Source organism: Actinacidiphila sp. bgisy167, from assembly GCF_057707665.1.
Window position 1 is genome coordinate 68,586 of sequence record NZ_JBYIQP010000005.1, and the last position, 12,944, is coordinate 81,529.

General features: G+C 72.1%; 12 protein-coding genes. 8 read left to right on the forward strand and 4 right to left on the reverse strand.

Annotated elements, in window-relative coordinates; all coding sequences use genetic code 11:
* The first annotated feature begins 73 nt into the window (after nt 1-73).
* Nucleotides 74-967 carry a 16S rRNA (adenine(1518)-N(6)/adenine(1519)-N(6))-dimethyltransferase RsmA gene (gene rsmA, locus AC3ET4_RS03250; protein ID WP_431945622.1) on the forward strand — a complete coding sequence of 298 codons (894 nt, stop codon included), beginning with the start codon at nt 74-76 and terminating at the stop codon, nt 965-967.
* Nucleotides 968-1,076: 109 nt separating this feature from the next.
* Nucleotides 1,077-1,985 carry a 4-(cytidine 5'-diphospho)-2-C-methyl-D-erythritol kinase gene (locus AC3ET4_RS03255; protein WP_431945624.1) on the forward strand — a complete coding sequence of 303 codons (909 nt, stop codon included), beginning with the start codon at nt 1,077-1,079 and terminating at the stop codon, nt 1,983-1,985.
* Between the two features lie 48 nt (nt 1,986-2,033).
* On the opposite strand, the gene AC3ET4_RS03260 is transcribed toward AC3ET4_RS03255, so the two are convergent.
* On the reverse strand, nt 2,034-2,285 hold the full coding sequence (locus AC3ET4_RS03260) for a type II toxin-antitoxin system RelE family toxin (protein WP_431945626.1): 252 nt from the start codon (nt 2,283-2,285) through the stop codon (nt 2,034-2,036).
* On the reverse strand, nt 2,282-2,557 hold the full coding sequence (locus AC3ET4_RS03265) for a type II toxin-antitoxin system Phd/YefM family antitoxin (protein ID WP_431945628.1): 276 nt from the start codon (nt 2,555-2,557) through the stop codon (nt 2,282-2,284). Before AC3ET4_RS03265 ends, AC3ET4_RS03260 begins: the two co-directional genes overlap by 4 nt.
* Before the next feature lie 212 nt (nt 2,558-2,769).
* On the opposite strand from AC3ET4_RS03265, the gene AC3ET4_RS03270 reads away from it, so the two are divergent.
* The 3 genes from AC3ET4_RS03270 (at nt 2,770) to AC3ET4_RS03280 (ending at nt 7,261) form a co-directional block, all read left to right on the forward strand.
* The gene (locus AC3ET4_RS03270; protein WP_431945630.1) at nt 2,770-4,560 is read left to right on the forward strand and encodes an ABC-F family ATP-binding cassette domain-containing protein; all 1,791 of its coding nucleotides are present in this window, start codon (nt 2,770-2,772) and stop codon (nt 4,558-4,560) included.
* Between the two features lie 101 nt (nt 4,561-4,661).
* Complete coding sequence (locus AC3ET4_RS03275; protein WP_431945632.1) at nt 4,662-6,254, forward strand: outer membrane protein assembly factor BamB family protein; 1,593 nt, start codon at nt 4,662-4,664, stop codon at nt 6,252-6,254.
* A gap of 275 nt (nt 6,255-6,529) precedes the next feature.
* The gene (locus AC3ET4_RS03280) at nt 6,530-7,261 is read left to right on the forward strand and encodes a helix-turn-helix transcriptional regulator (RefSeq protein ID WP_431945634.1); all 732 of its coding nucleotides are present in this window, start codon (nt 6,530-6,532) and stop codon (nt 7,259-7,261) included.
* Here AC3ET4_RS03280 and AC3ET4_RS03285 read toward each other — a convergent pair.
* Both AC3ET4_RS03285 and AC3ET4_RS03290 read right to left on the reverse strand, forming a co-directional pair.
* Nucleotides 7,185-7,517 (reverse strand): hypothetical protein, encoded by a 333-nt coding sequence (locus AC3ET4_RS03285; RefSeq protein ID WP_431945636.1) that lies wholly within the window; start codon nt 7,515-7,517, stop codon nt 7,185-7,187. The genes AC3ET4_RS03280 and AC3ET4_RS03285 overlap by 77 nt on opposite strands.
* 11 nt (nt 7,518-7,528) lie before the next feature.
* Nucleotides 7,529-9,199: a sodium:solute symporter family protein gene (locus AC3ET4_RS03290; protein WP_431945638.1), complete on the reverse strand. Its 1,671-nt coding sequence runs from the start codon at nt 9,197-9,199 to the stop codon at nt 7,529-7,531.
* 104 nt (nt 9,200-9,303) lie between these two features.
* Here AC3ET4_RS03290 and galT point away from each other — a divergent pair, with 104 nt between their 5' ends.
* The 3 genes from galT to galK all read left to right on the forward strand — a co-directional run bounded on the left by galT (nt 9,304) and on the right by galK (nt 12,609).
* The gene (gene galT / locus AC3ET4_RS03295; RefSeq protein WP_431945639.1) at nt 9,304-10,377 is read left to right on the forward strand and encodes a galactose-1-phosphate uridylyltransferase; all 1,074 of its coding nucleotides are present in this window, start codon (nt 9,304-9,306) and stop codon (nt 10,375-10,377) included.
* 100 nt (nt 10,378-10,477) lie between these two features.
* The gene (gene galE, locus AC3ET4_RS03300) at nt 10,478-11,467 is read left to right on the forward strand and encodes a UDP-glucose 4-epimerase GalE (RefSeq protein ID WP_431945641.1); all 990 of its coding nucleotides are present in this window, start codon (nt 10,478-10,480) and stop codon (nt 11,465-11,467) included.
* Entirely contained in the window at nt 11,464-12,609 is a 1,146-nt protein-coding gene (gene galK / locus AC3ET4_RS03305; protein ID WP_431945643.1) for a galactokinase, read from the forward strand. The genes galE and galK overlap by 4 nt, the downstream gene beginning before the upstream one ends.
* The last annotated feature ends 335 nt before the right edge of the window (nt 12,610-12,944 follow it).

A 12,944-nucleotide genomic window follows, 5' to 3' on the forward strand; every position in this document is an offset into this window, starting at 1 on the left:
GCAGGCACCGGCGGCCGAGGCACCGCACGCACAGGCCGCGGGCGGCCCCGCCGGGCCCGGATACCCTTGAGCGGTGAGCACCACCGACCACTCCGGTCCCGCCGACGACGCCCTGCTCGGCCCCGCCGACATCCGTGAGCTGGCCGCCGCGCTGGGCGTCCGCCCCACCAAGCAGCGGGGCCAGAACTTCGTCATCGACGCGAACACGGTGCGCCGCATCGTGCGCACCGCGGACGTCCGGCCCGACGACGTGGTCGTCGAGGTCGGTCCCGGGCTCGGCTCGCTCACGCTGGCGCTGCTGGAGGTGGCCGAGCGCGTCACCGCGGTCGAGATCGACGACGTGCTGGCCGCGGCCCTCCCCTCGACCGTCGCCGCCCGCCTGCCTGTGCTCGCGGACCGCTTCTCGCTCGTGCACAGCGACGCGCTGCGCGTGCAGGAGCTGCCCGGCCCGCCGCCCACGGCGCTGGTGGCGAATCTGCCCTACAACGTGGCCGTCCCCGTACTGCTGCACATGCTCGCGACCTTCCCGAGCATCGAGCGCACCCTGGTCATGGTGCAGTCCGAGGTGGCGGACCGGCTGGCCGCCGGTCCCGGCTCCAAGGTGTACGGGGTGCCCTCGGTGAAGGCCGCCTGGTACGCGGAGGTCAAGCGGGCCGGCGCCATCGGCCGCAATGTCTTCTGGCCCGCCCCGAACGTGGACTCCGGGCTGGTGTCGCTGGTCCGCCGCAAGGAGCCGCTCGTCACCACCGCCTCCCGCGAGCAGGTCTTCGCGGTCGTGGACGCCGCTTTCGCACAGCGCCGCAAGACGCTGCGGGCGGCGCTCGCCGGCTGGGCGGGCTCTGCCGCCGCGGCGGAGGAGGCGCTGGTGGCCGCGGGGATCTCACCGCAGGCGCGCGGCGAGTCGCTGACGGTGGAGCAGTTCGCGGCGATCGCCGAGCACGGCGGGGCCGCCGCCCCCCGGAGGTAGCAGCGGGCACAATGGGGGCGTCGCCCTGCCGGGCGGGTCCCGTTCCGGCCTCGGCACGCGGCGCGCGCCGCACGCCGCACGACCCGAAGCACCGAGGAGAACCGCGCCAGTGACCCGCCGATCCGCGTCCGTGACCGTCCGCGTCCCCGCCAAGGTCAACGTCCAGCTCGCGGTGGGCGGACCCCGCTCCGACGGCTTCCACGACCTGGCGAACGTCTTCCTCGCCGTCGGCCTGTACGACGAGGTCACCGTCACTCACGCCGAGCAACTGCGGATCACGGTCGCCGGACCGGACGCCGCCCAGGTCCCGGTGGACGCGAGCAACCTCGCCGCCCGCGCCGCCGTCGCGCTCGCCGCACAACACGGCCTGGAGCCGCGCGTCCACATCCACATCGCCAAGGACATTCCCGTCGCGGGCGGGATGGCCGGCGGCAGCGCCGACGCGGCGGGCGCCCTCGTCGCCTGCGACGCGCTGTGGGGCACCGGAGCGAGCCGCGAGGAACTGCTCGCGATCTGCGCCGAGCTCGGCAGTGACGTCCCCTTCAGCCTGGTCGGCGGGGCCGCCCTCGGCCGGGGCCGCGGCGAGCTGCTGGAGCCGCTGGAGACGGGCGGCACCTTCCACTGGGTCTTCGCCGTCGCCGACGGCGGTCTGTCCACCCCCGAGGTCTACCGCGAGTGCGACCGGCTGCGCGGCGACGCGGCGGTGCCGGAGCCGGAGGCGTCCCCGGCCCTGCTGGACGCGCTGCGCAGTGGCGACGCCGGCGCCCTCGCCGCCTCGCTGGCGAACGACCTGCAGCCGGCCGCGCTGTCCCTGCGGCCGTCGCTGGCGCAGACCCTCGCCGCGGGCACCGAGGCCGGCGCGCTGGCCGCCCTGGTCTCCGGTTCCGGTCCCACGACGGCCTTCCTCGCGAAGGACGCCGAGGCCGCGCGCGCCGTCGCCGATGCCCTCGCCGTGTCCGGCACGTGCCGCGCGGTCCGGGTGACCACGGGCCCCGCGCGGGGCGCGACCGTGGTCTGAGCGCGCGCGTACGCGGGGCCCGGCGGGCGTCCGATTCCGGGCCGAACGTCAGCCGACACGGCCGACCTTCAGGACGAGGACGGTGACGGTCCCGGTGTCCGGTCGGTACAGAACACGCCAGTCGCCCACGGACAACCGCCAGTATCCGGAGCCCCCCAGGGCGCGGGCCGCTCGAGGACTCGGATCCTCGGCCAGGTCCCGGACGGCAGCCGCGCATGCCTTGGCGCCCACCAGGTCAAGGGACCGCAGCCGCCGGAATTCGTCCATGGCCCGGTGCTGCCAGACGACAGTGTGGGTCATGAGGCCTCGGCCTGACGGTCCTCGTCCTCCAACCGCGCCATGAACTCGTCATGCGTCATCGCCGGGCCCGAGGATGCGGATTCGCGGGCGGCCGCCTCGGCGACGTCCGCCGCGTCGCGCAGACGCTGCAGTTCCTCGAGTTCGCTTATCGGGACGAGAGCCGCGGCGGGTTTGCCGTACTCGCTGATCACGATGTGTTCGTGCCCGTGCCGGACTCGGCCGACGAGCTGCCCGAGCTGATTGCGGGCCTCCACGAGCGGATACGTCTCCATGCGTGAACTGTACATACCTGCGTCTGTGTACGGTGGCGAGCTCACGCATCCACGCAGGGCTCAGGCAAGCGCCCCTCGCCGCTCCCGCGGCTCTGCGGGGGCCGCACCGCCGGGGCCCCACCCGCAGGGATGCCCCGAGGGGCGGCCGGACCGAGCGGGTGACGCGGCCGCACTACCCTGGGAGGTCGTTCTCTCGTAGTGACAGGAGTCCCATGGCCGTCAACCTGGTCAACGTCGAGTCCGTCAGCAAGGTGTACGGAACACGCACCCTGCTGGACGGGATCTCGCTCGGCGTGTCGGAGGGCGACCGCATCGGTGTCGTCGGGCGCAACGGCGACGGGAAGACGACCCTGATCCGGATGCTCGCCAAGCTGGAGGGTCCGGACACCGGGCGGGTGACGCACACCTCGGACCTGCGCCTGGGCGTGCTGACTCAGCACGACAGCCTCGACCCGAACGCCACCGTCCGGCACGAGGTGGTCGGCGACCGCCCGGACCACGACTGGGCCGGCGACGCGAAGATCCGCGACGTGCTCACCGGGCTCTTCGGCGGGCTGGACCTGCCCGGCTTCCCGCAGGGGCTGGACACGGTGATCGGGCCGCTGTCCGGCGGCGAGCGCCGGCGGATCGCGCTGGCGAAGCTGCTCATCGCCGAGCAGGACCTGGTCGTGCTCGACGAGCCCACCAACCACCTCGACGTCGAGGGCATCTCCTGGCTGGCCGGCCACCTGCGCGCGCGCCGCGCCGCCCTGGTGTGCGTGACCCACGACCGCTGGTTCCTGGACCAGGTCTGCACCCGCATGTGGGACGTGCAGCGCGGGGACGTCCACGAGTACGAGGGCGGCTACAGCGACTACGTCTTCGCCCGGGCCGAGCGCGAGCGGATCGCCGCGACCGAGGAGGTCAAGCGGCAGAACCTGATGCGCAAGGAGCTGGCCTGGCTGCGCCGCGGCGCCCCCGCCCGCACCAGCAAGCCGCGCTTCCGCATCGAGGCGGCCAACGAGCTGATCGCCGACGTGCCGCCGCCGCGCGACAACGCCGAGCTGATGAAGTTCGCGACGACCCGGCTCGGCAAGACCGTCTTCGACCTGGAGAACGTGACCGTGCAGGCCGGGCCCAAGGTGCTGCTGAAGCACCTGACCTGGCAGCTGGGCCCCGGCGACCGGGTCGGCCTGGTCGGCGTCAACGGCGCGGGCAAGACCTCGCTGCTGCGGGCGCTCGCGGAAGCCGCCACGAGCGAGGGCGAGAAGCAGCCCGCGGCGGGCAAGGTGGTGGTCGGCAAGACGGTGCGGCTGGCCTACCTGTCGCAGGAGGTCGCCGAACTCGACCCGGCGACGCGGGTGCTGCAGGCCGTGGAGTCGGTGCGCGGGCGCGTCGACCTCGGCAAGGGCCGGGAGATGACGGCGGGTCAGCTCTGCGAGAAGTTCGGGTTCACCAAGGAGAAGCAGTGGACCCCGGTCGGCGACCTGTCCGGCGGCGAGCGGCGCCGGCTGCAGCTGCTGCGGCTGCTGATGGACGAGCCCAATGTGCTCTTCCTCGACGAGCCCACCAACGACCTGGACATCGAGACCCTGACCCAGCTCGAGGATCTGCTGGACGGCTGGCCCGGCTCGATGGTGGTCATCTCCCACGACCGGTACTTCCTGGAGCGGACGACCGATCGCACCTTCGCCCTGCTCGGCGACGCGACGCTGCGCATGCTGCCGCGCGGCATCGACGAGTACCTGGAGCGACGCCGCGCTGTTGTGGAGGCCGCCGCCCCCGCGCCCGCCCCGGCCAAGCCCAAGGGCGGCGGCGACAGCCGTGCGGCCAAGAAGGAGCTGCAGCGCATCGAGCGCCAGTTGGACAAGATCAGCGACAAGGAGTCCACGCTGCACACCGCCATCGCCGAGAACGCCACCGACTTCGAGAAGGTGGCCGAACTCGACCTGGAGCTGCGGTCGCTGGCAGCCGAGCGCGAGGAACTGGAGATGCGCTGGCTGGAACTGGCAGAGGACGAGTAGCAGTGCCGTAACGGTCCTCGGGCGCGAGGCGGAACGCCGCGTCACCAGTGCTACAAAGAGGGCGGCCGTCCGTCCGTACGCCTGCCCGAAAGGTGCCGCTGATGTCGCAGCCGCCTCCCCCCGGCGACCAGCCCGGGTCCGGTCAGCAGCCGCCTCGGTACGGTTACCCGCCGCAAGCGCCGAACCCCTACGCCCAGGCGCCGACGCAGCCGCCGGGCGCGCAGCCGCCGCCTTCGCCGCCGGGGCCGTACGGGCCGGGCCCGCACGGCTACAACCCGTACGCGCAGGCTCCGACGCAGCCGCTGCCCGGATACGGGCACCAGCCGTATCCGCGGTACCCGCAGCCGCCGAAGCGGGGCAAGGGCGCGGTGGTCGGGATCGTGGCGGCGGTGGTCGCGGCCGTCCTGGTCGCCGGCGCGGGGGTCTTCCTGGCCACCGTCGGCGACGACGCGCCTTCGGACGCCCCGGGGAAGGACGGCGGCAGCCCGTCGGCAGCCGGCCCGTCGGCGGGCGACGGCCCGCGCACGGCCCGCGTGCTGTGGGACAAGAGGGCGGTGCGGCCCCCGAAGTCCGAGATCACCGCCCAGGTGGCGGAGGCCTGGTTCACCGGCGACTCGGTCGTGAAGACGATGCCGGACGCACTGCGCTCCTTCGACATCGACAGCGGCAAGGAGAACTGGTCGATCCCGCTGCCCGGGGACTCCTGCCCGGGCCCGGGGTCGGCGGCGAACGACCGCCTGGTCCTGCAGTACGGCAAGGGCTGCGACAGCGTGCTCGCCGTCGACATCGCGCGGGGCGAGAAGCTGTGGGCGAAGAAGCTGCCCAGCCCGAACGGCCGGACGACGCACCTCTACTCGAAGATCGCGCTCACGGGCGACACCGCCGCCGTCTCCTGGATCGGCGGTTCGGTCGCGTACCGGATCAGCACCGGCGCGGTGCTGTGGGAGCCCAAGGCCGGTTCGCGTTGCGTCGACAAGGGCTACCAGGGCGGCACCGCGCTGATCGCGGTCGTCGAGTGCGGCGGCTACGGCGGTGAGGCGTACGTGCAGGGCCTGAGCGAGGGCGGCGCCAAGAAGTGGTCCTGGCAGGTGCCGAACGGCAGCAGCGTGCACAGCGTCATCTCCGTGGACCCGGTGGTCGTGGGGCTCTCGGCGGGCAGCTCGTTGATGACCGACATCGTGTACCTGGACGGCGGCAGGATGAAGAGCCGCATCTCGCTGGGCGCCGGCGGCGCGGAGGCCACCTACCGGATCCGCTGCGAGGACAACCGGTGCACCAACGTCGCCGTCGACGGCACGACCATTTACCTGACCACCAAGCTGCATGCGGGCAGCGGCGACGCCTCCAGGCGCACCAACGAGGTCGCGGCGCTCGACCTCGCCACCGGCAAGCGGAAATGGCTCGCCGAGCCCGACCAGGAGCGCGAGCTCAGGATCGTCGGCATCAGGAACGGCGAGGTGGTGGTCTACCAGCGGAACACCTACGACCAGCCGGGCAGCCTGCTGCGGCTCACCCCCGCGAGCCGCGAGCTGACGCCGCTCATGCACCTGCCCGAAGCGGGCACGGACATCGAGAACGACTTCCTGGACATGACCTCGGGCTGCTGGCTGTACCGGGACCGCTTCTTCCTGACCTCCGACCGCGTCTCCGCTTCCACCACCCTGTCGGACCGCTCGATCGTCGCCTTCGGCTGACGGCCCCGGAGCCACGCGGACGGACGCCTCGTCAGGACGCGCCCAACGGGGCTCCGGTGAGCCGTACTTGGCGACAATGCGGATTTAAGGGAGGCTTCTGTCGTGTAGGTGGCGCAAAGCGTCGAACAAGCGTGTACCTTCCCGGGCATGGCCCGGGGCCCGCGCGGGGCCCGGGCGGTATGCCGGACGGCCTCCGCCACGGCATGGGAAAGGGGACCGGCTTGGACTCGGTGGGCAGGTCGGCACCAGTCCATGGGGGGATGAGGGGGACGCCCATGGGCGTACGGCTCGTCGTCGTCGACGACCATCGTCTGCTGGCCGAGGCGCTCGCCTCGGCGTTGAGGCTGCGCGGGCACCGGGTGCTCGCCGCGGCCGCGCCCGCGTCGGCCGCGGCGGAGCTCGTGCTGAGCAGGTCGCCCGAGGTGTGCCTGATCGGGACGGCCGCGCCGGCCGAGCCGGGCGCCTTCGACGCGGTGGTGCGCATCAGGCGAGAGCGGCCGGGGGTGGCGGTGCTGGTCCTCGGACCGGTGCCCGACCCGCGGGGCATCGCCGCCGCCTTCGCCTCCGGCGCGTCCGGCTACGTACGCCACGACGAGCGGATCGAGGGCGTCGAGCGGGCGATGGCCAAGGCGCGCGCCGGTGAGGTGGCCGTGGCGCCCGCACTGCTGCAGGGCGCCTTCGCCGAACTGCTCAACCCGGTGGTCGAGCCGGACGACGAAGGAACCAGGCTGCTGCAGATGCTCACTCCGCGCGAGGTGGAGGTGCTGGCACGGGTCGCCGAGGGCGAGGACACCCGGCTGATCGCGGCCGGCATGCGGATCGCGCCGAGCACCGCCCGGACGCATGTGCAGCGGGTGCTGATGAAGCTGGGAGTGGGGTCCCGGCTTGAGGCCGCCGCGCTGGCGGCCCGGACGGGGCTGCTGGACCAGGTCACCCGTCATCTCCCGGGCGGTGCGGTTCCCGGTCAGGCGTCTCCTGGGGCGCGGGCGGCGCGGGAGGGGGGCTGAGCCTCATCCACAGGAGGAAGAGCAGCCCCAGCACCAGCATGCCGATCCCGGTCCAGAGGTTGATGTTGATGCCCTGGGCCTTGGCGAGGTCCGCGTCGGAGACCGTGAACCCGGCGATGGTCACGATCACCCCGTAGACCACGAAGAGGCCGCCGATGACCCGGCGCACGTCGAAGAGCCGCGCCGCCGAGGCCGACGTGTGCTCCAGTTCCTCGACGTGGTGCTGGAAGTCCGACTCGTCGCCGTACTCACTCATGTCGGGTCACCTCACAGGGAGAAGGGGATGTAGCACAGCGCGGCGAGGACAACGGCGCCCCAGCCCAGCAGCGCGGGCCTGCGGTACCAGGCGTCGTCGCCCCGGGCGGGCGGTTCGGCCATGCCGGGGGAGGTCGTGCCGTAGACGAGGCCGGCCAGCGACTCGACGGGCTTGGGTTTGGTGAACCACGAGACGATGACCATCACCACACCGCCGACGACGAAGGCGGCGATGGCGGAGACGAAGTTGGCGCCCTGGTCGCTGGGGATCGAGATCAGACCGCCCTTGTAGAACCAGAAGTAGTTGATCATCGCGGCGACCGTGCCGCTCAGCAGCCCCCAGAAGCCGGCCGCGGCGGTGGAGCGCTTCCAGAACATGCCGAGGATGAAGACGCAGAAGAGCGGCACGTTGAAGAACGAGAACAGGGTCTGCAGGTAGTTCATGATGTTGCTGAAGGACGAGGCGATGAAGGCGGTTCCCATGCCGATCACCACGCCGATCGCGGTCACCACGCGTCCGGTGGTGACGTAGTAGCCGTCGGGCCGGCCGCGGCGTACGTAGGCGCCCCAGATGTCGTAGGTGAAGACGGTGTTGAAGGACGAGACGTTGGCCGCCATGCCGGCCATGAAGGCGGCGAGCAGACCGGTGATCGCGACGCCGAGGACGCCGTTGGGGAGCAGGTCGCGCATGAGCACCGGGATCGCGTCGTTGTACTGGAGCCCGCTGCCCGGCCTGCCGATGTCCGGCTCCATGACGAGAGCGATCAGCCCCGGCAGCACCACGATCAGCGGGATGAACATCTTGGGGTACGCGGCGATGAGCGGGGTGCGCTGGGCAGCCGAGAGGTTCTTCGCGGACAGGGCGCGCTGCACCTCGGCGAAGTTCGTCGTCCAGTAGCCGAAGCTGAGGACGAAGCCGAGCCCCAGCACGATGGTGAGCCAGTTCGCCCCCAGCGGGTTGGGCGAGCCGATGCCGGTGCCGTCCCAGGCGGAGAGGAAGGCGGCGCCGCGCGAGTCGGTGAGCGAGTCCGTCAGCCCCGACCAGCCGCCGACCCGCTTCAGGCCGACGACGGTGAGCGGGATCAGCGCCGCGAGGATCACGAAGAACTGCAGCACCTCGTTGTAGATCGCCGAGGACAGGCCGCCGAGGGTGATGTAGAAGAGCACGAAGCAGCCGGACACGAGGATCGCCACCCACTGCGGCCAGCCGATCAGCGCCTCCAGCACGATCGCCATGGCGTAGAGGTTGACGCCCGCGATCAGCAGTGCGGAGACCGCGAAGATGATCGAGCTGAGCAGGTGCGAGGACGGCCCGAAGCGGTGCAGCAGGAACTCCGGCACGGAGCGGACCTTGGAGCCGTAGTAGAAGGGCATCATCACCAGGCCGAGGAAGACCATGGCCGGGATGGCGCCGATCCAGTACCAGTGCACCGTGTACGCGCCGTACTGCGCGCCGTTGGCGGCCATCCCCAGGATCTCGGTGGCGCCGAGGTTGGCGGCGATGAACGCCAGGCCGGTCACCCATGCGGGCAGCGAGCGGCCGGACAGGAAGAAGTCGAGGCTGGTCCGGACAGCGCGGCGGGCGGCGAAGCCGATGCCGAGGACGACGACGAAGTAGATCGCGAGGATCGAGTAGTCAAGCGCGTTCGTGGGGAGCCGTAGCCCTTCTGCCAGGTTTTGCATGGTTTGATCACTCCCCGCCATGGGGCCTCCGTTGACGTTGCTGTTGTGTTGTGGTTCATTGTGTTTAGTTGTGTTTGTTGGTGTGGTGTGAAGGAGCCCGCAGGGTGAAGAAGACATCGACCCGGCTCGCCGACGGGCGCGAGCTGATCTACTACGACCTTCGCGACGACGAGTCCCGCGACGCCGTCGACCGCCGCCCGCTGGACCCGGTGACCAGCGCCTCGGAGATCCGCCGCGACCCGCTGCTCGGTGACTTCGTCGCCATCGCCTCCCACCGCCAGACGCGCACCTACCACCCGCCCGCGGACGAGTGCCCGCTGTGCCCGTCGCGCGAGGGCCGGTACAGCGAGATCCCTGACGACCACTACGACGTGGCCGTGTTCGAGAACCGCTTTCCCTCGCTCACCGGAGAACATGGCCGTTGCGAGGTCGTTTGTTTCACCGACTCGCACGACAGGTCGTTCGCCGAGCTCACCCCCGAGCAGGCGCGGCTGGTCCTGGACGCCTGGACCGACCGCACGGCCGAGCTCTCCCGGCTGCCCGGCGTCGAGCAGGTCTACTGCTTCGAGAACCGCGGCGCGGAGATCGGCGTCACCCTCGGCCACCCGCACGGCCAGATCTACGGCTACCCGCACGCCACCCCGCGCACCGAGCTGATGCTGCGTTCGCTGGAGCGCCACCGCGAGGCCACCGGCGGCCGCAACCTCTTCGACGACCTGGTGGCGCGCGAGCGCGAGGACGGCAGCCGGATCGTCCTGGAGGGCGAGCACTGGACGGCGTTCGTGCCGTACTCCGCGCACTGGCCCTACGAGGTGCACCTCTACCCACGCCGCAGGGTGCCGGACCTGACGGGCCTGGACGAGGCCGCCCGCGCCGAGTTCCCCGTGATCTACCTGGAACTGCTGCGCCGCTTCGACCGGATCTTCGGCCCCGAGGGCCCGTACCGTCCCGGGGCCCCGGCGGAGCCGCCCACCCCGTACATCTCCGGCTGGCACCAGGCCCCGTTCAGCAGCCCCTTGCGCGAGGAGTTCGCGCTCCACCTGGAGCTGTTCACCATCCGCCGCACCCAGGGGAAGCTCAAGTACCTGGCGGGCTCGGAGTCCGGCATGAGCGTCTTCATCAACGACGTGCCGCCGGAGGCCGCCGCCGGCCGTCTGAGGGAGGTCGCCACCCCGTGACCGGAACCCCCGCGATCTCCTCGGCGCCGCACCGCAGGCGAGTGTTCACCTCGTCCGGCTACCGTGGCCCCGAGTCGAACCCGAGAAAGGCTGTGACCCCGTGAGCGACCCTCGTACCAAGAAGGTTCTGGTCACCGGAGGCGCCGGTTACGTCGGCAGCATCGTGGCCGCCCATCTGCTGGAGGCGGGACACCGGGTCACCGTCCTGGACGACCTGTCCACCGGCTTCCGCGACGGCGTCCCCGGGGGCGCCGACTTCGTCGAGGGACGCGTCCAGGACGCGGCGAAGGTGCTCGACGCCACCTATGACGCCGTGCTGCACTTCGCCGCCAGCTCCCAGGTCGGCGAGTCCGTCGTCCACCCCGAGAAGTACTGGCGCAACAACGTGGTCGGCACGCTGGAACTGCTCACGGCGATGCGCGACGCCGGGGTGCGGCGACTGGTCTTCTCCTCCACCGCCGCCACCTATGGCGAGCCGAAGTCCGTCCCGATCACCGAGGACGACCCGACGTTGCCGACCAGCCCGTACGGCGCGTCCAAGCTCGCCGTCGACCACATGATCACCAGCGAGGCGGTCGCCCACGGCCTGGCCGCGGTCTCCCTGCGCTACTTCAACGTCGCGGGCGCCTACGGGGCGTTCGGTGAGCGGCACACGCCCGAGTCGCACCTCATCCCGCTCGTGCTCCAGGTCGCCCAGGGCCGCCGCGAGGCGATCTCGATCTTCGGCGACGACTACCCGACCCCCGACGGCACCTGCGTGCGCGACTACATCCATGTCGCGGACCTGGCCGAGGCGCATCTGCTCGCCGTCGACGCTCCGGCCCCCGGAGAGCACCTGATCTGCAACCTCGGCAACGGCAACGGCTTCTCCGTGCGCGAGGTCGTCGAGACCGTCCGCCGGGTCACCGGTCACCCCATCCCCGAGGTCGTCGCTCCGCGCCGCGGAGGCGACCCGGCCGTCCTGGTCGCCTCCGCCGAGCGGGCCAAGGAGCGCCTCGGCTGGCGCCCCTCGCGCACCGACCTCGACGGCATCGTCCGCGACGCCTGGACCTTCGCACAGGAACTGCAGAACCGGGAGGGCAGCAAGTGAGCGAGGACGGATTCCGCGCCACATACGGCACCGGCCCCGAGGGCGTCTGGGCCGCCCCCGGCCGGGTGAACCTGATCGGTGAGCACACCGACTACAACGACGGCTTCGTCATGCCGTTCGCGCTGCCGCACGCCACCGTCGCCGCGGTCGCCCGCCGCGCCGACGGACGGCTGCGGCTGCACTCCGGCTCGCCGGACGTCCCGGCCGGTGTCGTCGAACTGCACGTCGACGAACTCGCGCCCGGCGGCGGAGCCGGCTGGGCCGACTACCCGGCGGGCGTCGTCTGGGCGCTGCGCGACGCGGGGCACGAGATCACCGGCGCCGACATCCACTTCGAGAGCACCGTGCCCACGGGCGCGGGGCTGTCCTCCTCGGCCGCCCTGGAGGTCGTCACCGCCGTCGCTCTGAACGACCTCTACGGCCTCGGCCTGGAACGGTGGCGGATCGCCCGGCTCTGCCAGCGCGCCGAGAACGTCTATGTGGGCGCCCCCACCGGGATCATGGACCAGACCGCCTCGGCGTGCTGCACCGAGGGGCACGCCCTGTGGCTCGACACCCGCGACCTGGCGCAGCGTCAGATCCCCTTCGACATGGCCGCCCAGGGTTTGCGGCTGCTGGTCGTCGACACCCGGGTCACCCACGCCCACAGCGAGGGCGAGTACGGCAAGCGCCGCACAGGCTGCGAGCAGGCGGCCGCGCAGCTCGGCGTCGACGCGCTGCGGGACATCCCTTACGAGGGCCTCGAGGACGCCCTCGCCCGCCTGGAGGACCCCGAACTGCGGCCGCTGGTGCGGCACGTGGTCACCGAGGACCGCCGGGTCGAGCGGGTCGTGGAACTGCTGGAGACGGGCGACGCCCGCGCCATCGGACCGGTGCTGACCGAAGGCCACGCCTCGTTGCGCGATGACTTCAAGGTCTCGTGCCCTGAGCTCGACCTCGTGGTGTCGGCCGGGGTGGAGGCGGGCGCCCTCGGCGCGCGCATGACCGGCGGCGGCTTCGGCGGTTCGGCGATCGTGCTGGTGGAGGAGTCCGCGGCGGAGAAGACCGCCGAGGCGATCGCCGCCGCCTTCGCCACGGCCGGCCACCGCGAGCCGCGGGTCTTCACCGCGGTGCCGTCCGCGGGAGCACGCCGACTGGTGTGAGCACGTGAGGGGGCGGGGGGTCCGTACCGGGCCTCCCGTCCTCTCCCGCCCTTCGGGGCGCGCAGCGCTGCCTGCCGACAGCCGGGCCGGTGGGGCCGGGTGGGCGGGGCGGAGTGCTGCGGCGGCGGTGGCGGTTCGGCTCTCCCGCCGTCTCGCGCCCTTCGGGCGCGCGAACGCGGGCTGCGGCCGGGGAGGGGCGGTGGGGCTGCGCTTCTCGGCGGTGTGCGGTCCCGGCGCCTGAACCCCGGCTGCGAACTCGGCCGCACCTGCCCAAGGGGCCCGGCCCAACCCTTCCCGTCCGCGGTCCGCCTCCTTGCGTGGCCCTTCATTCCGTG

Coding starts and splice junctions, on each gene's coding strand:
- AC3ET4_RS03260 (WP_431945626.1), bottom strand. CDS start 2,285: ATGACCCACACTGTCGTCTGGCAGCACCGGGCCATGGACGAATTCCGG.
- AC3ET4_RS03265 (WP_431945628.1), bottom strand. CDS start 2,557: ATGGAGACGTATCCGCTCGTGGAGGCCCGCAATCAGCTCGGGCAGCTC.
- AC3ET4_RS03270 (WP_431945630.1), top strand. CDS start 2,770: ATGGCCGTCAACCTGGTCAACGTCGAGTCCGTCAGCAAGGTGTACGGA.
- AC3ET4_RS03275 (WP_431945632.1), top strand. CDS start 4,662: ATGTCGCAGCCGCCTCCCCCCGGCGACCAGCCCGGGTCCGGTCAGCAG.
- AC3ET4_RS03280 (WP_431945634.1), top strand. CDS start 6,530: ATGGGCGTACGGCTCGTCGTCGTCGACGACCATCGTCTGCTGGCCGAG.
- AC3ET4_RS03285 (WP_431945636.1), bottom strand. CDS start 7,517: ATGAGTGAGTACGGCGACGAGTCGGACTTCCAGCACCACGTCGAGGAA.
- AC3ET4_RS03290 (WP_431945638.1), bottom strand. CDS start 9,199: ATGCAAAACCTGGCAGAAGGGCTACGGCTCCCCACGAACGCGCTTGAC.